Below are 23,710 nucleotides of genomic sequence, written 5' to 3' on the forward strand. Positions count from 1 at the left end.
ATCCCCCCGACGCCGCCCGCGGGCGATGATGCCCGTACGGCTCCGAAGCGGTGACGCCTGAAGTGGGGTATCCGGATGGGCAGTGGCTCCTCGCGCGCACCGAACTCGCCGACCCCGCACTCGCCTTCCGGTCCCGCGGCGGCCGAAGGGGCCGCCGTGGCCCAGGAGCCCGCGGTGGCCACGCACTGCCCGTACTGCGCGCTCCAGTGCGGCACCCGCCTCCGGCCGGGCGCCACCCCCGGTGAACCCCTGCGGGTGGAGCCCGACGCCGCGTTCCCCGTCAACCAGGGCGGCCTGTGCCAGAAGGGCTGGACCGCCCCCGCCGTCCTCCGGGCCCCCGACCGGCTGCGTGCCCCGCTCGTCCGCGACCGCGACGGCCGTCTCGCCCCCGCCGGCTGGGACGCCGCCCTGGACACGGTCGCCTCCCGGCTGGCGGAGATACGCGCCGCGCACGGCCCGGACGCCGTCGCCGTCTTCGGCGGCGGCGGGCTGACGAACGAGAAGGCGTACCTGCTCGGCAAGTTCGCCCGCGTGGCCCTCGGCACCCGGATGATCGACTACAACGGCCGGTTCTGCATGTCCTCCGCCGCGGCGGCCGGCATCGCGGCCTTCGGCCTGGACCGCGGGCTGCCGTTCCCCGTCACCGACCTCGGCGAGGCCGACACCGTCCTCCTCGCCGGCGCCAACCCCGCCGAGACCATGCCCCCGCTGATGCGCCACCTCAACAAGGCGGGCGCCCTCGTCGTCATCGACCCGCGCCGCACCGCCACCGCGGAGCGGGCCGCGCTCCATCTCGCCCCCGCTCCCGGCACCGACCTCGCGCTCGCGCTCGGCCTGCTGCACGTCGCCGTCACCGAGGGGCTTCATGACGAGGAGTACGTGCGGACCCGTACCGCCGGCTTCCCGGAGGCGTGGCGGCATGCCGCCGGCTGGTGGCCGGAGCGCGTGGAACTGGTCACCGGCGTGCCGGCTGCCGCGCAGCACGAGGCGGTGCGGCTGCTGAGCGAGGCCCGGCGCGCGTACGTCCTCACCGGGCGCGGCGCCGAGCAGCACAGCAAGGGGACGGACACGGTGGCGGCGTTCGTCAACGTCGCGCTGGCGCTGGGGCTGCCGGGGCGGGCGGGGTCCGGGTACGGCTGCCTGACCGGCCAGGGCAATGGGCAGGGGGGCCGTGAACACGGGCAGAAGGCGGACCAGTTGCCCGGCTACCGGCACATCGCGGACCCCGGTGCGAGGGCACACGTCGCGGGTGTGTGGGGCGTGGATCCGCAGAGCCTGCCGGCGGCCGGGGTGAGCGCGGCGGAGCTGCTGAACGCCCTGGGCACGGACGACGGGCCGCGGGCGCTGCTGGTGTTCGGCTCGAACCCCGTGGTCTCCGCGCCGGACGCCGAGCGCATCGAGCGCCGGCTGGCGGAGCTGGACCTGCTCGTCGTCGCGGACTTCGTACCGTCGGAGACGGCGGCGATGGCGGACGTCGTCCTGCCGGTCACCCAGTGGGCCGAGGAGGAGGGCACGCTCACCAACCTGGAGGGCCGCGTCCTGCGCCGCCACCGCGCCCTCACACCGCCCGAGGGCGTACGCGGCGACCTGGACGTGCTCCGTGCACTCGCCGTCCGCCTCGGCCAGCCACCCGACCGCTTCCCGGCCGAGCCGCGCCGCGTCTTCGACGAACTGCGCCGCGCCTCCCGCGGCGGCGCGGCCGACTACAGCGGCGTCAGCTACGACCGCCTGGACGCCGGCGAAGCGCTCCACTGGCCCTGCCCCGAAGTCCCCGACGGCGACGCGCCCCATCCCGGCACCCCGCGGCTGTTCCTCGACCGCTTCGCCCATCCGGACGGCAGGGCGCGCTTCCAGGCCGTCGAGCACCGCGAGCCGGCCGACGCGCGCGACGACCGCTTCCCGCTGTGGGCCACGACGGGCCGGCAGCTCGCGCACTACCAGTCCGGCGCGCAGACGCGCCGGGTGCCGGAGCTGGTACGGGCCGCGCCGGAGGTGACGGTGGAGCTGCACCCGGACACGGCGGCGCGGGCGGGTCTTGCCGACGGCGAGCTGGCGCGGGTGCGCTCGGCGCGCGGGGCGGTGCTGGCGCGGGTGCGGCTGGTGGCGACGCTGCGGACGGACACGGTGTTCCTGCCGTTCCACTTTCCGGGGCACGGGCGGGCGAACCTGCTGACGGGCACGGCGCTCGACCCGCGCAGCCGGATGCCGGAGTTCAAGGTGAGCGCGGTGAGCGTGGAGCCGGTGGAGGTCCCGGAACGGGAGCTGGAGCCGGCGGTACGGAGCACGGCGGAATGAGGGGTACGGGGCGCGGCGGGACCCGCGGCGGGGCGGGGTCCGCGGAGCGCGGCGGGCCGGCGGGAACGGAGCGCGGGCGGACGACGGCGTCGCGGACCCGCATCGTGATCGTCGGCGGCGGGCCGGTGGGCCACCGGGTCGCCGAACGCCTGCGCCACCACGGCCACGAGGGCCCCCTCACCCTCCTCGACGCCGAACCCGGCCCCGCCTACCACCGCGTGCTCCTCCCCGCCCTCCTCGACGGCAGCCTCAGCCCCGCCGACCTGCGCCTGCCCGACCTGACCGGCCTGCCCGGCGTCACCGTCCGCCACGGCGTCTCCGCGGCCGGCGTCGACCTCCGCCGGCGGCAGGTGCGTACCACCGAGCACGACCGGCTCCCGTACGACACCCTCGTGCTGGCCACCGGCGCCCGCCCGCACCTCCCGCCCGTCCCCGGCCTGCGCCACGCCTCCGGGTGGCTCATCGACGGGGTCACCGGCCTGAGGTCGCGCACCGACTGCGCCCGGGTGCGGGGCGACGAGATCGTGGTACTCGGCGGCGGCCCGCTGGGCGTGGAGACCGCGGCGGCGCTGCGCCGCGCCGGCCGGCGGGTCACGCTGGTGCACCCCGGCCCGTACCCGCTGGACGACCGCCTCGACGCCGAGGCCGGCGGGGTGCTGACGCGGCATCTGGCCGGGCTGGGCGTCGAGTTGGAGATGGGCCGGGTCGCGGCCGGGGTGCAGCCCGGCAAGGTCGTCCTCGACGACGAGTGGCCGCTGCCCTGGGACACCCTCCTGTGCTGCACCGGCGTCCGCCCCCGCGCTCGGCTGGCGGAGGCCGCGGGTCTGGCGGTACGGACCGGGGTGCTGGTCGACGCCGAGGGCCGCACGAGCGACCCGGCCGTCCGCGCGGTGGGCGACTGCACGGAACAGGCGGGCTCGCTGTACGACGGCTGGGAGCAGGCGGAGGCGGTGGCGAGGTCGCTGACGGGCAAGGGGGCGCCCCGGAGGACGGGCGGCGGGCGCCGTCCGGTGTTCCGGCTGCGGCTGCCGGGGCTGACGCTGGGTGTGCTGGGCGCGCGGGGCGACCGGAGGGGCGGCGCGGGGGACGAGATCGTCACGTACCGCGACCCGGCGCGTGGCCGGTACGCGCGGCTTTCGCTCGACACCGCGGGCCGCGTCCGGACGGCGATCCTGACCGGTCTCCCCCAGGCCCTGGCCACCCTGACCCAGCTCTACGACACCGACACCCCGCTCCCCGAAAGCCGCCTCGCCCTCCTCCTGGGCCGCCCCGCCCCGCGCACGGGCCCTCTGCCGGAGCTGCCGCCGGAGGCGGTGGTGTGCCGGTGCAACAACGTGACGAAGGCGGCGCTGGCGGCGGCGTGGAAGGAGGGCGCCCGTACGCCCCGGGCGCTGGCGGGGGCGACGCGGGCGACGACGGGATGCGGCTCGTGCGTGGAGGAGGTCCGGGAGATGTGCGAGGAGTTCGCGGGAAGCACGCGATGAAGCGCCTGCTGATCATCGGCTACGGGATGACGGCACATCGCCTGGTGGAGGAGATGCGCACCCGCGACCGCCGGAACCGCTGGCGGATCGTCGTCCTGGGCGAGGAGCGGGAGGAGGCGTACAACCGCATCGCGCTGACGGACAGGCTGCGCGGCGTACCGGCGGAGAAGCTCGCGCTGACGGCGCTGGAGGATCCGCGCCTGGAGATACGCACGTCCACGGGAGCGGCGCGCATCGACAGAGCGGCACACGAGGTGGTGACGACGGAGGGCGAAGGGGTGCCGTACGACGCCCTCGTCCTGGCCACGGGTGCCGTCCCCGCGCGCCCCCCGCTGCCGGGGACCGGGCTGCCGGGATGCCACGTGTACCGGACGCTGGACGACGTCAACGCGATCCGCGGGGTGGCGGAGACCGGGCGCGACCGGACCGCGGTGGTCGTCGGCGGCGGCCTGCTGGGCCTGGAGACGGCGGAGGCCCTCCACCGCCATCTGGGGGTCCGCACGCACGTGGTGGAGGCGGCCAGGCACCTGATGCCGGCGCAACTGGACCTGACGGCGGCGGAACTCCTGGCAACCGGGCTGAGCCGGCGGGGAATCCGCCTCCACGCGGGAAAGGGACTCCTCTCCGTGGACGCCGGCCCGGGCGGCCGGGTGACGGGGGTGACGCTGACCGACGAGACCCGCATCAGGGCGGACCTGGTGATCTTCACCGCGGGCACGCGCCCCCGCGACGACCTGGCGGAGGCGGCGGGGCTGCCGCGCGGGGAGAGGGGAGGCTACCTGGTGGACGACGACTGCCGCACGCCGGACCCGGACATCTGGGCGATCGGGGACTGCGCGGCGATCCACGGCACCCGCACGGGCACGGTGGCCCCGGGCTACCACATGGCGGCCACGGTCGCGGGCCACCTCCTGAACGCCCCCGAGCCCCAGCCCCCGCTGTCCCCGGCGGAGCCCTCAACGGTGCTGAAGCTCCCGGGCGTCGACGTGGCCAGCATGGGCAACCCCCACGCCACGGCGGAGGGCGCCGTAGAACTCACCTACACCCACCCCGACCCGACCCCCCGCTACGCCAAACTCGTCCTGGATCCGGAGGCGCACACCCTCCGGGCAGCGATCCTCCTGGGCCACCCCGGCGCCTACTCCCGCCTCCACGCCCTGGTGGGCCGGGAACTCCCGGCCCCGGCGGAACAACTCCTCGCCTGAGGGGCGGCGCCGGGTCACGGTGACCCGGCGCCGCCCCCGGCCCCGCAGTGCGCCCCGCGCCGCCCCGCGGGGTCGGGGTCGAGGGCGGCGCGGGGCACGGGTGGAGGGCCGGTGAGTCAGCCCGTTTCGGTGGCGGAGCTGCGGGCGGGGACCGTCAGGGTCCTGCCGTCGGAGAAGGTCACCGTCTGTTCCGCTGCACCGTAGTTGTGGGCCGTGTAGGTCTTCGTGCCGCCGGTCGCGAAGACCGCGGCCGTCGGGCTGTCCGCCGTCACCGTGGTGTCCGGGGCGCCCGTCGCGGCGAGGGTGTGGATCCAGTGGTAGACGTGCGCCCACGACTCGCCGGCTTCCGGCCCGTACGTGCCGCCGCCGCCCGCCGCGTACGCCTGGCGGGCCGCGGCCGGGTCGCTGAGGGCCTGGAACTCCCAGAGCAGTTCGCGCCACTCCACCGCCGGGCCGCCGTTCTCGCGTTCCAGCTCGGCGAGGTTGCGGTCGATCGCCGCCTTGTCCCGGGCCAGGTGCAGGGAGCCGCCGGTGACCGGGAGGACGTTGATGCCGTGGATCTCCTCCGGGTTGCCCGTCCACCACGTGGCGTGGGCGCCGCCGGCGCTCCACACCATGCCCAGGGTGTTGTGCTGGAAGTCCGCCGGGAAGGCGTCCTCGTCGGCGTCGAACCAGTAGCTGCGCACGGCCTCCGACTCCGTCGTCAGCAGGTACACGCCGAGGTCGCGCAGTTCGGTGTCGCCCGTGGCGGCGCCGAACATGATCAGACCCGCGCTGAGGTTGACCGACTCGGACGACGCCTCCTGGTTGTTGCCCGCCGCGAACCCGGCGTGCCCGGCGGCCCAGCTATGGCCGGCGTAGACGTCGAAGCCGCGCAGGAACGGGTAGCGGTCGCCGTCGCGTGCGGGGTTGGCGGCGTCGGCGATCAGTTCGCGGACCATGCCGCCCCAGGCGGAGTCCGCGGCCCAGCCGGGGTCGTACTGGGCGACGACGGCGGCGGCCATGACGTAGTAGCCGTAGTGGAAGTGATGGTCGTTCAGCTCGGTGTCGCTGCCGTACGAGGCCGGGTAGCCGGTGAGCGTCTTCCACACCGCGTCGTACGAGAACTCCGTCTCGCCGCCCGCCGTGAACCACTCCTCCAGCCGCGACTTCATCACCCCGAGGATCTTGTCCCGCGCATCTGTCGCGCCGGCCTGATCGGCGATCGGCACGACCTGGGCGAGGCGGCCGAGGGCCTTGCCGGTCCAGTACGTGTCGGCCGGGCCGACGGCCGCGGTGTCGGCGACCTCGTTGACGAAGGCGGTGAGCTGCCCCTGGTCCACGCCGCCCGACTCCGGAAGCACGGGCAGAACGCCGGTGACGTCCTGCGAGGTGGTGAAGGAGGCGCCCTCACGGACCTTCATGGTGCCGCGCGGCGAGACGTACTCGTACCCGGTGAGCTCGTCGGAGGTGTGCTTCCACTGGTGCGGGTAGAGCGCCTGGAGGGTGCCGGTCTCGGTGCCCTCGCGGGCCTCGGTCCGGAGCGTGTACGTCGCGTTCATGCGGCCCTGGTCCGGGGCGTAGTCCCAGTCGACGCGGGAGCCGGTGACGAAGCTGAAGGCATAGCGGCTGTATGTCTCGAAGGCATCCGGGCCCGGGAGGACGGCGACGGAGTAGTAGTCCTTGCCCCCGAGGTCGGAGCTGAGGGTGCTGCCGGAGGCGGTCCAGTCGCTGCCGGTGGGGGCGAAGAGCGCGTAGTGCTTGCCGCCGACCGTGATGCCGAGGGCGTTGCCGTCGTCGGCGAAGACCTCGGGCGCGGCGGAGGCGGTGATCTGCGCGGCGCCTCCGGTGGCCTCGGCGTAGACGAAGGGGCTGCCGTGCCCGATGGTGGCGCGCAGGGTGCGGCCGTCACCGGCCCAGTAGGGGCTGACGGTCCAGTCGGACCAGCCGTCCGCCTTCGCGTCGGGCGAGTGGAGGCCGTCGACGCCGAGGGTCAGATCGGCCTCGTGCTGGAACTCGTACTGCGCGCCGCCCCCGACGACGACGTGCTCGGTGGCGTACCCGACCTCCAGCCCGCCGGCCACGGCCCGGTAGCTGAGCGGGTGGCCGAACATGGGCAGGGAGTACGGGTTGTCGGCCGCCCGCTGGAACGCGAGCGAGGACCACCAGTCGTTGGTGGGGACGGGCCGGTCCGCGACCCGCTCGGTCACCTTCGGCTCCACCGGCTGCCCGGCGTTGTCGACGGGCCCGGAGGTGCCGGGCGGCCGGGTGTCGGAGTAACTCCCGCTCCCGACCGGTACCTCGGCGGCGCCGGCCGCGCCGGCGGGCAGCGCTGATCCGGCGGCGACGGTGGCCACGGCGGTGAGGGTCAGGAGGATGCGTCTGCGCTTCGGATGTGGTCCCACGAGCTGCGTACCTCGCAATGAGTGGGGGACAGAGGAGGGTGAGAGCGCTCTCAGAGGGGCGTCGCAGAAACTAGAGCCACCCGAAAGCGCTGTCAACACCTCTCGTCAAGACTCAACCGAAGTCTGCTCACGTGCGTTCAGTTTCTGAACGCATGTCGAGCGCGGATCCTCCGCCGCGTCAGGGCTTGCGGAGCACGCCGCCGTACTCGTACAGCTTGTCGCTCTTCTTCGTGGCGCCGACGAACTGTTCCAGCTCGGACGCGACGGGCGGCAGCGGCGGCTGGGTGGGGTCCGGGCGCCATTCCGCGACGTTCACCATGCCCGGGGAGACCGGCTCCAGGCCCTCGGTGAAGGCGTCGATCTGCCGCGGGGTGCGGGTCTGCCAGGGGACGCGGTTGCTGTTCATGTACTCGGTCGTCCCCCGGGCGGTCTCCTCGTCGTCGGAGGCCACCTGGGAGAGCGCGAGGTAACTGCCCGGGACGGCACGGTCGATGACGGTGCGCAGGATTCTGCGGGGATCGTCGTCGTCGAGAAGGTGGTGCACCACGGAGAGGAAGAGCACGGCGAGCGGCTCGTCGAAATCGATGAGCCGCTGGAGGTCCGGGTGACCGAGAACGGCTTCCTGGTCGCGCATGTCGGCGGTGATCACCGCCGTGGACCGGTCGTCGGCGAGCAGCACGCGGCCGTGGGCCAGGACGATGGGGTCGATGTCGACGTAGACGACGCGGCAGGACTCGCCGTACGCCTGCGCGACCTGGTGGACGTTGTTGTTCGTGGGCAGCCCGCAGCCCATGTCGAGGAACTGCCGGATACCGGCCTCCCGGGCGAGGTAGCGCACCGCGCGGTAGAGGAACTGCCGGTTCTGCCGGGTCATGTCCACGCCCTCGGGGAACCGCTTCAGCCCGACACGGAGCATGTCGCGGTCGACCTCGTAGCTGTCCTTGCCGCCCAGCATCCAGTCGTAGGCGCGGGCGGAGGTCGGGCGGTCGGTCGGGATGCCGGGTACGGCGGGTCCTTCGTCAGGCGTCACTGCCCACTCTCCTCGTCTCGCCACGCGTCCTGCGGCGGCCGAACAAACCTGGGTACGGCGGGAGTTGAGACTATCCGCTCCCCGCCACCCGGACCACAGGGGGCGCCCGCCGCCCGGGGTTTCCCGCCCTTCTCCGCAGCAGCCGGTGTGCGACGGGCCGGGCCGGCGTCCGCGCCCGCAGCAGAGCGGGTCCGTGGGGTCGGGCTCCTCGCCGTGCGCAGGGTGCCGCGCGGGCGTCCGCGGGTACAGCGGGCCCCGGGGACCCGCACACCGCACGTTCCCGGCCCGCTCTCCCGGAGCGGATCCGGCGCGCCGACGGCACGCGTCCCTGCCGGGACGGCGCCCCGGACGTGCATGCGGAACAGACCGGCCCCCCGATCGAGGGCGCCCGGCCCCGCGGCGGGCGCCGTCGAGCGCGGGGCCGTCCCCCCGTGTGACGGCCCCGCGGCCGGTGACGCCATCCACCTTGCGGGACCCACCTGGCAAGAACCTTGCAGGCACCTAGAATCCGCAGGTAGTGCCGCCGGGCGGGCGGCCCGGCAGACGAGGGACGTGCATGGAGTTTCGACTGCTCGGCGGGATCGAGGCAGTGGCAGCCGACGGACGTCCGGTTGATCTCGGGCCCGCGCGGCAGCGGAGCGTGCTCGCCGCGCTGCTGCTCGACACGGACCGTGCGGTGCCCGCGGCCCAGCTCATCCACCGGGTGTGGGGGTACACCGAGCCGCAGCGGGCCCGGGAGACGCTGTACAGCTACCTGTCCCGCCTACGCCGTACCCTGTCCGGCTCGCAGGCAACCCTCGCCCGCGGCCCGGACGGCTACCGGCTCGCCCTCGGGCCCGCGGAAGCGGTGGACGTCCACCGCTTCCGCCTGCTGCTCACCCGGGGCCGGGCCGCGCGGGACGACGCCGAGGCCGGGGACTTCTTCCGCGAGGCGCTGGCGCTCTGGCGCGGCGCGCCGTTCCCCGGCGTCGACACCCCGTGGTTCAACGCCACACGCGACGCCCTCGCGAAGGAGCTGCTGGCCGCGGAGCTGGACTGCGCCGATGTACGGCTGCGCCTCGGCGACCACGCCGCGCTGCTGTCCGCGCTCGCCGAGCGCAGCGCCGCCCACCCGCTGGACGAGCGGCTGGCCGCGCAGTACATGACCGCCCTCTACCGCTGCGGCCGTCCGGCCGACGCGCTCGACCACTACCGGCACGTGCGCCGCCTGCTCGCCGCGGAACTCGGCATCGACCCGGGGCGCCGGCTGCAGCAGTTGCACCAGGCGGTGCTGGGCGGCGACCCGGAGCTGAGCATCCCGGAGTCCCGCCGGGCGGCGACCGTGTCCAGGCCGTCGTCCGCGCCGCCCGCCTGGCAGGCGCAGTGCCAACTCCCGCCCGCCGTACGGGGCTTCGCGGGCCGCACCGATCTCGTCGCGCGCCTCGCGGAGCTGCTTCAGTCCCCCGACGGCGCGCCCGTCGTCGTCTCCGGCTCGCCCGGCGTCGGCAAGACGGCGCTGGCGGTCCACCTCGGCCACCGGCTGCGCGGGGCGTTCCCCGACGGCCAGTGGTACGTACGGCTGCAGGGCACCCGCGAACGGCCGCGGGAGCCCGCCGACGTCCTCGCGGGCCTGCTGCGCGTCTCCGGCGAGGACGCCGCCGCCATTCCCGAGTCGCTGGAGGACCGCGCCGGGGCGTTCCGCGGCCGGGTCGCCGACCGCCGCGTCCTGCTGGTGCTCGACGACGCCGCGGACGCCGAGCAGGTGCGTCCCCTGCTGCCCGGCACCGGGGGCGTGGCGGTGCTGGTCACCAGCCGCTCCGACCTGCGGGGCCTGACGGCCAGTCATGCGGCGCACCCCGTAGGGCTGGACGTCCTGCGCCCCGGTGAGGCGAACGACCTGCTCGCCGGCATCCTCGGCGAGCGGCGGGTCGCGGCGGAGCCCGCGGCGGCGGGGCGGCTGGCGGAGCTGTGCGCCCGGCTGCCGCTGGCGCTGCGGATCGGCGCGGCCAACCTGGCGGCGCGGCCGGGGCGTTCCCTCGGGTCGTACGCGGACGAGCTGGCGGGCGACGGGCGGCTGGCCAAGCTCTCCATCGCCGGCGACAGCGAGGCCGCGGTCCGTACCGCCTTCGACCACTCCTACGCCGCGCTGGAGCCGGCCGCCGCGCGGCTCTTCGGCCTGCTCGGGCTGCACCCGGGGCCGGACTTCACGGCGGCGTCGGCCGCCGCCCTGCTCGGCTGCGCGCCGGCCGGGGCCGAGGAGCCGCTGGACCGGCTGGCCACCGCGGGGCTGGTGCAGCACACGGGCGCCGACCGATTCCAGTTCCACGACCTGCTGCGGCTGTACGCCGCCGAGCGGGCCGCCGCCGACCCGGACGGCGAGGCGGCGTGGCAACGGCTGTGCACGTGGTACCTGGCCTCGGCGGACGCCGCCACGGCCTTCGACTTCACCGGCCTGGCCCAGCTTCCCCGGCCCCGGCACACCTCCGGCCGGTTCCGCGACCGGGAGGAGGCGCTCGCCTGGCTGGACAGGGAGCGGGCCAACCTCGTCGCCGTCACCATCCGCGCCGCAGCGGCCGGCCCGTACCCGGTCTCCTGGCAACTCGCCGACCAACTGCGGATGTTCTTCTACTACTGCGGCCACCAGCCCGAGTGGGAGGCGACGGCCACCGCCGGACTGCGGGCGGCGGAAGAGCACGGCGAGGTGCGGGCCCGGGGGGCGATGTATCACAGCCTGGGGCTGCTGCGGCAGAGCAGCGGCGACTCCGCAGCCGCGCTCGAAGCCCTGCGGAACGCGCTGGACGACTACCGCGACACCGGCCTGAAGCCGGGCGAGGCGGCGATCCTCAGCAACCTCGCGGTGCACGCGGGCCAGCGCGGCGACATGCGCACGGCGCTGCACTGGCAGCAGCTCGGCATGGAGGTGCTGCGCGGCCTGGACAAGCCCGTGCAACTGGGCGGGTCACTCAACATCCTGGGCCTGGTCCACGCCTACCTCGGCGAGCTGGACCGCGGGCTGGAGCGCACCACCGAGGCGATCGAGGTCTGTCTGGCCCACGGGCAGTTGCCGCGCACCATCAGCCCGTTGATCAACCGGTCGCTGATCCATACCTGGCTGGGGCGGTACGAAGAGGCGCTGGCGGACGCCGCCGAGGCGATACGGCTCGCCCGGGAGCACCGCACGCGCCAGCACGACGCCGGCGCCCACGGGGCGATGGCCCGTGCCCACCTCGGCAGCAGCCGGCCCGACCTGGCCAAGCCGCACGCGGAGCAGGCCCTGCGCACCGCCCGCGAGGTCGGCGACCCCAGCGAGGAGGTGGAATCCCTGCTGACCCTCGCCGTCCTGCACCGGTTACGCGGCCGGCACATGCCGGCCGCCGACCGCCTCACGGCGGCCCTGGTCCTCACCCGCCGCAACGGCTTCCGCCACCAGCAGGCCGAAGCCCACGCCGCTGTGGCCCCCCTCCACCTGGGCACCGGCGAGGCCGCGACGGCGGCGGACCACGCCGAACTCGCCCTCGCGACGGCCCGCGAGCTGGACCTGCCCCTGACCGAACACCGGGCCCTGAGCGCACTGGCGGCGATCGCCCGGGCGACGAACGACCCCGAGAAGGCCGCCCGCCACACGGCCGAAGCGCAGCGCATCGAAGAGAAAACGGGCTACCGGCCGGCCCCCTATGCCCGGCCCGGCGCGGACGGTCCGGCCGTCCCCGTACCGCGCCGCGGTTATTACCCGTGATTAGCCTGTGGGCTCCCTTGACGGCCTTCCGCAGACGGCGGCACAGTCCTGCTCATCCGCATCAGCTCTCGCCCTGCCGGTTCACGCTCCCGAGCTAATGCGTATTAGCAGCGCGCGCGTCGCGCAGCCGCGCCACCCTCCGCAGCCGACAAGGAGCCCTCATGACACTCGACCGCCGCCGCTTCCTGCGCACCGCCTCCGCCGCGTCCGCCGTCACCGCCGGCGGTACCGTGCTCGCCCTCGGCGGGACCGGCGCCACCCCCGCGGCCGCCGCGCCCGGCGGGTTCCCCGACTACCGGTACGTGCGCACCCTCCTGGTCCCCGGGCAGCTCTCGTACAACCCCAGCGGCGAGATCATCTTTCCCTGTATCCGCGGCGTCTACGACCGCCTCCCCAGCCCGCTGGGCCGCTACTACCTGTACTACGCCCCCCATGAGAATCCCGGAGGGATCTGCCTCGCCTACGGCGACTCGCTGGAGGGACCGTTCACCGAATACCCCCGCAATCCGCTCGTCTCCAACGTCTGGAGCCCGCACTACAGCGTCAGCCACGTCTCCTCGCCCCACGTCATGTGGCACGCCGGGAACCGTGAGCTGTGGCTCTACTTCCACGGCGAGAACAACACCACCCGGCTCGCCCGCTCCACGGACGGCATCAACTTCACCTACGACACGACCGTGCTGACCACCGGCATGCTCCCCGCCGGCACCACCGAGACCTCCTACGCCCGCGTCTTCCCGTACGACCTGCCGGGCCGCGGCGCCCGCTACGTCATGCTGTTCATGCGCAACGACACCACCAACCACCGCGACATCGGCTGGGGATGGTCGGCCGACGGCCGCACCTGGACGTTCGACCCCGAGCCGCTCATCGACCACGCCGCCGTCGGCGCCTCCGACGTCTCCGGCGCCCACCTGCTGGAGCGCGGCGGCAGCGCGTACGTCGTCTACCACACCGACAAGGGCAGCGGCGGGAACATCCTCATCACCGAGGTCGGCGCCGACTTCTCCCGCCGCAACCACCTCGGCGTCTTCTACGACTCCGGCTCCGCCGCGCCCGAGACCGGCCGCGCGGCGGCTCCCTCGTTCGGCACCGACCGCGGCGTGCCGTACATGATCTACGAGGCCGGTGAACGCCTCTCCGGCGTCATCGCCATGGCCCGCGGCTGAAGCACGGGGGACGGCGTGACCGTGCGGAAGCGGCGTACGCCGGCCGCCGTCCCCCGCGCGAGCTACACGCAGGTGTCCACCCTGCGGTGACGATTCCGGGGCGGCCGGGTCCCTAGCGTTCTGGGCGACCGGAGTACGGCCGACCGGCCGACCGGGCCCGGATTCCCGCGACCTGGAGGACATCGTGTTCCGCAGCATCCGCAGCAACGCCACCGCGACGGCACTGGTCTGGCTGTGCTGCACGGCGGCCGGCGCAGGGCTCGCCGGCTGCTCGGACTCCTCCGGCACGGCCGACGACTCCGACGGCGCGACCGCCGCCGCCCGGAAGCGTACGGCCGACGAGGACCTGCTCACCGGCACCGCGAAGATCGAGGTCGGCGGGCAGTCGGTGAACGTCTCCTGCTCCGGCGGCCCCGCGGAGGGGCGTCCGGTCATCGTCCTGCTCTCCGGCGGCGGCGACGACCTGACGGCGCTGGCCGGCCTCCAGAAGAAGCTGAGCGAGAAGGACCGTGTCTGCGCGTACGACCGGCTGGGCCAGGGCGCCAGCGACAAGCCGGCCGGGCCGCAGACGATCGAGAGCACGGGGACGGTGCTGACCGGGGTGATCGAGCAGGTCGCGGGCGACCGGCCGGTGGTGCTGGCGGGGCATTCGCTGGGCGGGCTGATCTCCGCGCGGTACGCGCCCGACCACCGCGACCGGGTCAGGGGCCTGGTTCTCATGGACGCCACCTCGCCGACCCAGAGGGCCGATCTCACCGGGGAGATCCCGGACTCCGCCACCGGCCCGGCGCTCGATCAGCGCGAGCGGGCGCTGGCGGTCCTCGATGGCGGGGGCCCGGAGAAGCTGACGGTGCCGGACGGTCCGGTGCGGTCCGCGGGGGACATCCCGGTCGAGGTGATCCGGCACGGGAAGGAGTACCTCGCGGCCGTGCCGGAGTACGGGCCGGGGCTGGAGCGGGCGTGGCTCGGCGGGCAGCGCAAGTGGCTGGCGCTGTCGGAGCGGAGCGAGCTGAGCACGGCCGAGAACAGCGAGCACTACATCTACCGGGACGAGCCCGAGGTGGCCGTACGGGCGATCCGGCGGGTCACGGCGCAGGCGGCGGAGGGGGCCGAGGGTTAGGCGCCGGTACGGGGCGGCGGAGCCGGCCGTGTCCGGGCCACGAAGCCGCGGCGGCCGGCCGCGCCGCGGCTACACTCCACCGGTGACGAGACTTCGGCAACGTGCGGAGCTGTGGCGCCGGTTCGACGTCACGGTCCGGGATCTCCCGCTCGGGCTCCTCATCCTCTTCGCCGCCCTCCTCCCGGCGTCGCACACCCACGGCACCCAGCTCGGCGGCCTCCCCGGCCGCGACTTCGACGCCCTCGCCGTCGCCGCGGTCGCGTTCCAGTGCCTGCCCCTCGCGATCCGCCGCCGGTGGCCGCTGCTCTGTCTCACCCTGGTGACGGCCGGCTTCGCCGTCGACCAGCTCCGCGGCTACCACTCCCTCGCGGGCACCGCCCAGGCCATCGCCCTGATGAGCGCGGGCGCCCATCTGGAGCGCCACCGCCGCGCTTTCGCGGTGCTGTTCTCCGCCGCGTACGTGGCGCTGGCGGTCGCGCTCGTCGCGGCCGGCGGGACCGAGGGCCCGAGCGAGTTCATCATGTACTACCTGGGGATGGCCCTGGTGTGGGGCATGGGCTCGTGGCTGCGCTCGACCCGGGCGGCCGAGGCCGCGCACCGGCGCCGGGTCGCCGAGGACACCCGTACCGCGGAACGCACGCGTATCGCCCGGGAGTTGCACGACGTGGTGACCCACCACGTGACGGCGATGGTCGTGCAGGCCGAGGCGGCGCGCTATCTGACGGCCGCGCCCGACCGTCTCGACACGACCCTGAGCGCCGTCACCGACACCGGCCGCCGCGCCCTCACCGACCTGCGGCACCTGCTCGACGTCCTCGACCCCGGCTATGACGGGGAGGAGGCCGGCATCCCGCCGGTCGGCAGGCTGCTGACGCTGGTGGAGCAGACGCGGCTGGCGGGACAGCCGGTGGAGTTCACGGAGCGGGGCACGCCGCCGGAGTCGACCGGCAGCGCCGACCTGGTCGCGTACCGCGTCGTCCAGGAGGCACTGACGAACGCGCTGAAGCACGCGCGGGGCAGCGCCACGTCCGTCGACGTCCACCACGGCGCGGGCGAGATCAGCGTGGCGGTGAGCACCGCGGGCACCGCCACGCCGACCGCCTCCCCCGGCGGCAGCGGCCGGGGACTGGCGGGGCTGCGCGAGCGGGTGGACGTGCTGGGCGGCACGTTCAGCGCGGGCGCGGAGACCGGCGGCTTCGTCGTACGGGCCCGGATCCCGGCGGGCAGCGCCTCGTGACCGCACCGGTCCGCGTCCTGATCTGCGACGACCAGGTCCTCGTCCGCACGGGCCTGGTGACGATCATCGACGCCCAGCCGGACCTGGAGGTGGCCGGCGAGTGCGGCGACGGCCTCAGCGCGGTCGACCTCGCCGGCCGGCTGGAGCCGGACGTCGTGCTGATGGACGTACGCATGCCGGTGCTCGACGGCATCGAGGCCACCCGCCGCCTGGCCGGGGCGCGGGTGCCGCGCCCGGCGAAGGTGCTCGTCCTGACGACGTTCAACCTGGACAAGTACGTGTACGAGGCGCTGCGCGCCGGCGCCTCCGGCTTCCTCCTCAAGGACGCGCCGCCGGCCCAACTGCTGCACGGGATCCGCACCGTGGCCACCGGCGCGGCCCTGCTGGACCCCGGCGTGACCCGGCAGCTCGTCGGCCGCTACGCCGCCCGCATCCGCCCCGCGGACGGCACCCCGCGCGAGGTCCCGCTCACGCCCCGCGAACTCGAAGTCCTCTGCCTCATCGCGGAAGGGCTGTCCAACGGCGAGATAGCCGCGGCCCTCCAGCTCAGCCACGAGACCGTCAAGACGTTCGTGTCCCGCATCCTCACCAAGCTCGATCTGCGGGACCGCGTCCAGGCCGTCGTCTACGCCTACCGCCAGGGCCTGGTGACCTGACCGCGCGCGCAGTGGCCGCGCGGCGCCGTCCGCCCTGCCGGGCGTGCGACCTCGGTTCGACGGCGGCGCGGGCCCGGACGCACAGGACGCCCGCGGTATCTCCCGCGCACCGGGCCCGGCCCGCCCCGCCGGGCGCTCATCGGTCGGCGGTCCGTACGGTCAGGCCCGCGTCGGCGGCGGCATCGAAGGAGTCGTCGACGGCGACGACGTCGCGGCCGGCGGCGTCCAGCATGGAGGCGGCGACGGCGGCGCGCATCCCGCTCGCGCAGTGCACCCACACCTGGCCCGCGGGGACCTCGGCGAGGCGGTGGTAGAGGGTGTGGACGGGGATGTGGACCGACCCCTCGACGTACCCGGCGGTGCGGCGCTCCGCGTCGCGCCGCACGTCGAGGACGACGGGGCCGGCGCCGGCGGTGTCCGGGGGGACGGCGCCCTTCCCGGCGAGGTCGGCAAAGGTGCCGCGGGGGAAGGAGGCCGGGGTGTCGCCCTCGCGTACCCACTTTGTGGGCGGGCCCGTGGCCGCGGCGGCGGGGCGGTCGATGCCGACCCGTACCAGCTCGCGCTGGGCGGCGGCGAGCTGGCCGGCGGACTCGGCGAGCAGGGTGACGGGCCTGCCCCAGGGGATGAGCCAGGCGAGATACGTGGCGAGCTGCCCGGCGGCCTCGAAGTTGAACGAGCCGGAGACGTGCCCCTCGGAGAAGGCGACGCGGTTGCGCAGATCCACGACCCACTCCCCCGCGGCGAGCCGCTCGGCGATCTCCTCGGCACCGGCGGGCGCGGGCGGGGTGAGGTCGACGGGGGCGGGTCCGGCGGCGTTGGCCGGGCTCATGTGCACGTAGTAGGCGGGGGTGTCGTCGAGGCCGGCGAGCAGGTCGGCCACGAAGGTGTCGACGTCGCGGGTGAGGGCGTCGTTGACGGCCTTCTCCCGCCCGATGGTGGTGTCGCCGCCGGCGGCCGGGGTGGAGGAGCAGAAGCTGCCGAACCCGTGGGTGGGCAGCACGGCGGTCTCCTCGGGCAGCTCGTCGGCGAGCCGCCGCGCGGAGGCGTGCTGCGCCCGCGCCAGCGACTCGGTGAGCCGCGGCTCGACGAGGTCGGGCCGCCCGACGGTCCCGATGAGCAGCGACCCCCCGCTGAACACCGCGACGGCGACGCCGTCCTCCTCCAGCACGTACGAGGTGTGGTGGGGGGTGTGCCCGGGGGTGGCCAGCGCCCGCAGCGCGAGACGGGACGCCGGATCGGCCTCCGTACGGTCCCCGTCCCGCACCGGCACGCGCGCGAAGGCGACCTGGGCGCCGGCGGGCACGAGATACGCGGCCCCGGTGAGGCGGGCCAGCTCCAGCCCGCCGGTGACGTAGTCGTTGTGCACGTGCGTCTCGGCGACGTGGGAGATCCGCACCCCGCGCCGCGCGGCGGCGGCGATCACGCGGTCGATGTCGCGCGGCGGGTCGACGGCGACGGCGGTCTGCTCGCCGCCGGCGAGATAGCTGCGGTTGCCGAGACCCGGCACCTCGATCGTGTCGACGAAGAACACGGCGTACTCCCTTCCCGTGACTCCTCACCCCCGGGGCACACCGGGGCCGTGACCCGGTCACCGGGGTCTCGTCCCGGCCGCGGGGACCGCGCGGAGAACAGCCCGGCGGGCGCCGCGTACCCGCCCGGTCACCGCGTACGGGCCCGGTCGCCGGGGCCGGGTGACGCACCGGCGCCCGCCTTCTCGGCCCCCGCACGCGCGGCCCCGGTGGCCTCCCTGGCCGCGGCCCGGGTGATGTTGCGGGCCATGCCGCCGAAGACGATGCGGTGGAAGGGGAACACCGACCACCAGTAGGCGTGACCGAGGAGGCCGCGCGGGTGGAACAGGGCGCGCTGCCGGTACCGGGTGCGGCCGGCGGTGTCCTCCTCCGCGTACATCTCCAGCCAGGCGAGCCCCGGCATCCGCATCTCCGATCGGAGCCGCAGCAGGCGTCCGGGCTCGATCTCCTCGACCCGCCAGAAGTCCAGCGAGTCGCCCACCCGCAGGTGTTCGGCGTCGCGCCGGCCGCGGCGCAGACCGACGCCGCCGGCGAACCGGTCGAGCCGCCCCCTGACCGCCCAGGCGAGCGGGAAGGAGTACCAGCCGTTCTCGCCGCCGATGCCCTCGATCACCTTCCACAGCACGTTCCGGGGCACGCCGGCCGGGAGCTGCCGTTCGTCCTCGTAGAGGCTGCCGCCCGACCAGTGCGGGTCGGTGGGCAGCGGGTCGCTGGGCGCGCCCGGCACGGAGGCCGACGACCAGCGGGTGGCGACCCGCGCCTCGCCCACCCGGCGCAGCGCCAGGGCGAGCGCCTCGCGGAACGGCAACGGCCGTCCCGGCAGGTCGGGCACGTATCGGGCGATGTCGTGCTCGCGGCAGACGACCTCGTGCCGCAGCGACTCCGTGAGGGGCCGGGCGAGGGCGGCGGGGACAGGGGTGACGAGCCCGATCCAGTGGCTGGACAGCCGCGGCGTGAGGACCGGCACCGGCAGGATGAGCCGCTTGCGCAGCTTCGCCTCGTCGGCGTAGGCGCGCATCATCTGCCGGTACGTCAGGACGTCCGGCCCGCCGATGTCGAAGGTCCGGTTCACCTCCCGCGGCATCGTGGCGGAGCCGGCCAGGTAGCGCAGCACGTCGCGCACGCCGATGGGCTGGGTGCGCGTGTCCACCCATCTGGGGGTGACCATGACCGGCAACCGCTCGGTCAGATAGCGCAGCATCTCGAACGAAGCCGAGCCGGAACCGATCACGACGGCGGCACGCAGCACGGTGGCGGGCACCGGACCGTCGAGGAAGATCCTTCCCACCTCGGCGCGGGAGCGCAGATGCGGGGAAAGGGATGCCTCCGGTACACCCATTGGTGTGAGCCCGCCCAGGTAGACGATCCGCCGCACACCCGCGGCGTGGGCCTGACGGGTGAAGACGCCGGCCGCTCGACGGTCGGTCTCCTCGAATCCGGCGCCGGAGCCGAGGGCGTGCACGAGGTAGTACGCCACGTCGATGCCGCGCATCGCGGCTCCCACGGAGTCCTCGTCCGTGACGTCACCGCCTGCCACGTCGACGTCCCCGGCCCAGGGGTGGTCACGGAGCTTGGCGGGCGTACGGGCCAGGCACCGCACGCGGTGACCGGCCGCGAGGAGCTCCGGCACCAGGCGCCCGCCGATGTACCCGGACGCCCCGGTGACCAGGCAGTTCAACGGGGCCGGGGCAGGCCCGCCAGCGGTGTCCATGTTCGTTCCTCCGTCCTCGCCGGATCACGGGGTCGCCGGGTCCCCGGCGGCGTCCGTCCGGAGCGGGACGGGGGACCGTCCCCGCCCCGGCGTGGACGGTCGTCACGAGGAAGCAGGCTCCGCATACCTCCATGATCACGTCGGGCGGGGATCCGCGCGACGGCAGCGGTACCGGGATGCCGCCGGCATGTCGGCGCATGTGCACCCGCGCCGCTCTTTGTCCGGGTGCGGCGGGCACATCAGCCCTTGCCCGCCTCCGGCGGCTGCGCCAGGTCAACTCGCCACGACGCGGAGTCAATTATTCCGCCGGTACGGGCGAGGACCTTGTCATCGAACATACGATCCCCCTAGCGTGACTGTCCGTTCGAAAGCCGAACACCCGCCGCGCGCCGGACCGCCGAATCCTGCCCCCGGCCGCCGCGGTACCCGCCGAGCAGCCATCACCGCCGGGCAGGAGCGGGGGACCCACGGGTCCGGCCACCGCCGGACCGCGCCGTCCCTGCGACGGCTCGGGGTGAGGCCCGCCGAAGCCGGCGGCCGGGCATCTCCAGCCCGAACCCGACAGCTCACCTCGCAGGCGTCCGGAGAAAGAGGCCCGTCAGATGTCATCCCCTCACGGCCGCCACCGAGCGCGGCGCCGCCCCGGCAGCGCCCGCACGCTCGCCACCCGCGCATCGGCGGCGGGCGCCACCCTCGCACTGCCGGTCATCGGCGCCTCCGCCGCCTTCGCCGAGGAGGACACCACCTACACCGTCGCCTCCGGCGACACCCTCTCCGTCATCGCCGCGGAGCAGGACGTCGACGGCGGCTGGCAGGCGCTGTACGAGAACAACAAATCCGTCATCGGCGACGACCCGAACCTGATCGCCCCCGGCATGGAACTCTCCCTGGACGGCCCCGCCGACGGCTCGGCCACCGACGCCGCCAACGCGTCCTACGGCACCGGCACCGCCGCGGACGAGCCGACCGCCGTCATGCCCGTCGACGGCAGCACGCCCACGGCGGGTTACGAGGCGTCGGGCGAGAGCTGGGAGAACGGCCACACGGGCCAGGACTGGTCGGTGCCCGTCGGCACGACGGTCAAGGCGGCGGCCAAGGGAACCGTCGTCGAAGCCGGCTGGGACGACTCCTTCGGCTACCAGATCGTCGTCAAACACGGCGACCAGGACTACACCCACTACGCCCACCTCTCGCAGATCGACGTCTCGGCCGGCACCGCGGTCGCCATGGGCGAGGCCATCGCCGAATCCGGCGCCACCGGCAACGTCACGGGCCCGCACCTGCACTTCGAGGTCCGCACGACACCGGACTACGGATCGGCCAAGGACCCGATCACGTGGCTGCGGAACCACGGCGTCACCACCTCAACCACCACCTGACCACCCACCCCGGGCGGGCCCGGCCCAAGTGCCGGGCCCGCCCGCCCACCCGCCGGTGCCGGGCGGATCAGGTCGCCGCGGACGGTGGCATCTGCACGCCGACGTACCGACCCGCACCCGGACCTCCATGGGGGAGGCGTTCGCGGGGGCCGATTGTGAGTGTGAAAACCATTACCCTGCGTGCTCACGCGTGAGCTACCGTTGCCCTGCACCGCGCGTCCACCCGGAGGACGTGCGCGTGGTGGCCCGCGGAGACGCAGGCCCTCCGGTCTGGTGATACGGCAACACGGTGCGCTCCCGGCGGGAGCCATCCGGCGCCGCCACCGTCACCGAAGGGAGCGCACTCCGATGGCTGCCGTCAAGGACACGTCCGAACGCCGGAACTGGGTCCGTGAAGTCCTCGTGGGCGTCACGGTGGGCCTCGGCTCGAACCTGCTCTGGCTGCTGGCGCAGGCCGCGGTGCACAGCCTCGGCTGAGCCGGGCGGCGGGCGGGCCTCCAGGGGCCCGCCCTCACCTCGGCGCCCGCTACTCTACGAATCGTCATTGCGGCCCGACGGGCTTCCGCTCCGCTTCAGCGGAGTCACGAAGGACATGCCCCCACCCGCACGAGTCACCTCGTGCCTGGGGAACCTTCGTGCTCCTGCAACTGTCCGCGGCCGAACTGGAACCGCTCATCACAGTCGACAGCGGGTCTGAACTCACTCCGCTGACCCGGACGCTCCAAGCCACGCACGAGAAAGTCAACGGCCGACCGGCAGGCCCCGGCGACATCGCTTCATGGAACAACAGCATCCCCGTAGTGGTCAGCGCTCTGCTCTCGAAAGGGCTCGAGGAGGTGGAGGTGCAGATCGAGGTCGACTTACCGCACACCAATTCCGCTGTTGATCTGGTGCTCTGCGGCCGGAATCCCGGTACCGGCGAAGACTCCTACCTGGCCGTCGAGTTGAAGCAGGTGCGACATGCCACCGTCGACCCCGAGTGCCCGGTCGCCGTGGACCTCGGGTTCGGCAAGGGGAAGAACAAGCTGCATCCGGTGCGGCAGATACAGCGCTACTGCGAATACATGAAACGCTATCTCCCGCATCTGCAGCAGAGCGAAGATGCGCTGACGGGAGTGGCGCTGCTCCACAACGCCCGGGACAAGCACGTGGAAGCCTTGTTCGCCCTGCCCGAGACCGACCACGGCTGGCTCTACACCCTTGACGACATCGACCGGTTCGGGCGCATCCTGACCTCGAAGTTCACCGCTTTCTCCGGAAAAGGCGCCGCAAAGGCCCTGGCAGGGGATCGCTGGCGTCCCCTGCGCAAGGTCACGGATGTCGCACGGCAGCGGTCGGTCACCGGTGGCGGCCTGACACTCCTCGACGAGCAGTACGTCGCGTTCGACCGGATCACCCGGCGACTGGAGAGGGCGGCTCCTTCGACGCCCGTCGGCCTTGAGCTGTTCTACGACGCCGAGGCCGCGCATTCCCCGGCCCCCGACTCCGGCGGCAAGCACGTCTACATCCTCCGTGGCGGCCCTGGAAGCGGGAAAAGCGCCGTCGCGTTGGAACTCCAACGGGAACTCGGCCTCCGGGGCCGTGAAGCCGTACTCGCCAGCGGATCCCATGCGTACACGGAGACGCTGCGTGAGATCATGATCGCGTCGGCACGCCTCGGGCAGATCAAGGACAAACGCAGGGCGGCCTTCAAGCTGTACCAGTACTTCAACAGCTTCCGTGATGTCCCTCCCGACAGCGTCGAGGTCCTGATCTGCGATGAAGCACACCGGATGCGGCGCAACTCGACCAATCGCTGGACCCCGAAGGAAATCCGGGACGACGACCGGCCACAAGCCGTGGAACTCTTCAGGGCGGCCAAGGTACCGATCTTTCTGCTCGACGACCATCAGTCGATCCGCCCGGACGAGGTCGGCACCGCGGAATACCTCAGCGAACTCGCCGGTGCCCACGGGTACGAGGTCCACGTAGAAGACCTGGAAGGAACGTTCCGTGCGGGTGGCAGCAAGCGGTACCAGAGCTGGGTCCAGCGGCTCCTGGGGCTGGGGACCGTCTCCGATCCCGTGGCGTGGCGCCCGGACGGGCGGATGGCGCTCACGGTGGCCGATTCCCCCGAGCACATGGAGCAGTTCATTCGGGATCGCGGCGCTGCGGGAGCCACGGCGCGCATCACCGCCGGCTTCTGCTGGCCGTGGAGCAACCCGAACGGTGACGAACTCGTCGACGACGTACGAATCGGCGAGTGGCAGCGGCCCTGGAACGTGAAGCCGCAGCACGAGGTGCCGAACGCGCCGAAGTCGGATCTGTGGTCCACCGATCCCCGCGGCATCGGACAGATCGGCTGCGTCTACACGGCCCAGACCTTCGAGTACGACTGGAACGGCGTCATCATCGGCCCCGACCTGCTCTTCCGTAAGGGCAGGTTCACCGTGGACCGCAGCGCCTCCCGCGACCCGGGCTTCGGCCGCGAAGTCGACGACGGGATCATCGAGCGGTGTATCCGGAACGCCTACCACGTCCTCCTCACCCGGGGGGTCGTGGGCACGGTGCTGTATGCGGTCGACCGGGAAACCCACAACGCGCTGCGCACCTTCATCCCGGGCACCATCGGGATGCAGGAAGTACCCGGAGCCCAGCCGCAGCTCACCGCGGAGGGACCTCAACTACCACGCCCCTACCGCGAACGGCGCAGGTAACCTTGCTCCCGTCGTAGCTGCGGCCCGCCGGGCTTCCGCTCCGCCTGGGCGGAGTCACCATGGACATGCCCCCACCCGCACGAGTTCCTTCGTGCTGCCT

The 23,710-nt window shown here is 73.9% G+C and carries 15 protein-coding genes; 11 read left to right on the forward strand and 4 right to left on the reverse strand.

The window, feature by feature from the left end:
- Positions 1-75: 75 nt before the first annotated feature.
- The 3 genes from I003_RS0109895 to I003_RS0109905 are packed head-to-tail and all read left to right on the forward strand — an operon-like array spanning position 76 to position 4,984.
- A complete protein-coding gene (locus I003_RS0109895; protein WP_486584154.1) occupies positions 76-2,295 on the forward strand; it encodes a molybdopterin oxidoreductase family protein in 2,220 nt (739 codons plus the stop codon).
- Positions 2,292-3,779, forward strand: a complete 1,488-nt coding sequence (locus I003_RS0109900; protein ID WP_486584155.1) for an FAD-dependent oxidoreductase — start codon at positions 2,292-2,294, stop codon at positions 3,777-3,779. The genes I003_RS0109895 and I003_RS0109900 overlap by 4 nt, the downstream gene beginning before the upstream one ends.
- On the forward strand, positions 3,776-4,984 hold the full coding sequence (locus I003_RS0109905) for an FAD-dependent oxidoreductase (RefSeq protein WP_027771389.1): 1,209 nt from the start codon (positions 3,776-3,778) through the stop codon (positions 4,982-4,984). Before I003_RS0109900 ends, I003_RS0109905 begins: the two co-directional genes overlap by 4 nt.
- Before the next feature lie 116 nt (positions 4,985-5,100).
- Here the strand turns inward: I003_RS0109905 and I003_RS0109910 are convergent, their stop codons facing one another.
- Positions 5,101-7,368, reverse strand: coding sequence for a glycosyl hydrolase (locus I003_RS0109910; protein ID WP_027771390.1), 2,268 nt, complete (start codon positions 7,366-7,368; stop codon positions 5,101-5,103).
- A 178-nt stretch (positions 7,369-7,546) separates the two neighbouring features.
- Positions 7,547-8,398: an SAM-dependent methyltransferase gene (locus I003_RS0109915; protein WP_027771391.1), complete on the reverse strand. Its 852-nt coding sequence runs from the start codon at positions 8,396-8,398 to the stop codon at positions 7,547-7,549.
- Between the two features lie 556 nt (positions 8,399-8,954).
- Here I003_RS0109915 and I003_RS31800 point away from each other — a divergent pair.
- The 5 genes from I003_RS31800 to I003_RS0109940 all read left to right on the forward strand — a co-directional run bounded on the left by I003_RS31800 (position 8,955) and on the right by I003_RS0109940 (position 16,295).
- Positions 8,955-12,113, forward strand: coding sequence for a BTAD domain-containing putative transcriptional regulator (locus I003_RS31800; protein ID WP_051368160.1), 3,159 nt, complete (start codon positions 8,955-8,957; stop codon positions 12,111-12,113).
- A 161-nt stretch (positions 12,114-12,274) separates the two neighbouring features.
- Positions 12,275-13,282, forward strand: coding sequence for a hypothetical protein (locus I003_RS0109925; RefSeq protein WP_027771392.1), 1,008 nt, complete (start codon positions 12,275-12,277; stop codon positions 13,280-13,282).
- A 172-nt stretch (positions 13,283-13,454) separates the two neighbouring features.
- Positions 13,455-14,402, forward strand: a complete 948-nt coding sequence (locus tag I003_RS0109930) for an alpha/beta fold hydrolase (RefSeq protein ID WP_027771393.1) — start codon at positions 13,455-13,457, stop codon at positions 14,400-14,402.
- Positions 14,403-14,484: 82 nt separating this feature from the next.
- A complete protein-coding gene (locus I003_RS0109935; RefSeq protein ID WP_027771394.1) occupies positions 14,485-15,639 on the forward strand; it encodes a histidine kinase in 1,155 nt (384 codons plus the stop codon).
- On the forward strand, positions 15,636-16,295 hold the full coding sequence (locus I003_RS0109940) for a response regulator transcription factor (protein ID WP_027771395.1): 660 nt from the start codon (positions 15,636-15,638) through the stop codon (positions 16,293-16,295). The genes I003_RS0109935 and I003_RS0109940 overlap by 4 nt, the downstream gene beginning before the upstream one ends.
- 136 nt (positions 16,296-16,431) lie before the next feature.
- Here I003_RS0109940 and I003_RS0109945 read toward each other — a convergent pair whose 3' ends face one another.
- Positions 16,432-17,826 carry an MBL fold metallo-hydrolase gene (locus tag I003_RS0109945; RefSeq protein WP_027771396.1) on the reverse strand — a complete coding sequence of 465 codons (1,395 nt, stop codon included), beginning with the start codon at positions 17,824-17,826 and terminating at the stop codon, positions 16,432-16,434.
- A 128-nt stretch (positions 17,827-17,954) separates the two neighbouring features.
- Positions 17,955-19,535 (reverse strand): SDR family oxidoreductase, encoded by a 1,581-nt coding sequence (locus tag I003_RS31805; RefSeq protein WP_051368161.1) that lies wholly within the window; start codon positions 19,533-19,535, stop codon positions 17,955-17,957.
- A gap of 602 nt (positions 19,536-20,137) precedes the next feature.
- On the opposite strand from I003_RS31805, the gene I003_RS0109955 reads away from it, so the two are divergent.
- The 3 genes from I003_RS0109955 to I003_RS0109965 all read left to right on the forward strand — a co-directional run bounded on the left by I003_RS0109955 (position 20,138) and on the right by I003_RS0109965 (position 23,610).
- A complete protein-coding gene (locus tag I003_RS0109955) occupies positions 20,138-20,914 on the forward strand; it encodes a M23 family metallopeptidase (RefSeq protein ID WP_027771397.1) in 777 nt (258 codons plus the stop codon).
- Positions 20,915-21,262: 348 nt separating this feature from the next.
- On the forward strand, positions 21,263-21,391 hold the full coding sequence (locus I003_RS36805) for a DUF6408 family protein (protein WP_486584156.1): 129 nt from the start codon (positions 21,263-21,265) through the stop codon (positions 21,389-21,391).
- Positions 21,392-21,549: 158 nt separating this feature from the next.
- Positions 21,550-23,610, forward strand: coding sequence for a DUF2075 domain-containing protein (locus I003_RS0109965; protein WP_051368162.1), 2,061 nt, complete (start codon positions 21,550-21,552; stop codon positions 23,608-23,610).
- Positions 23,611-23,710 lie beyond the last annotated feature (100 nt).

This window comes from Streptomyces sp. CNQ329, assembly GCF_000482585.1.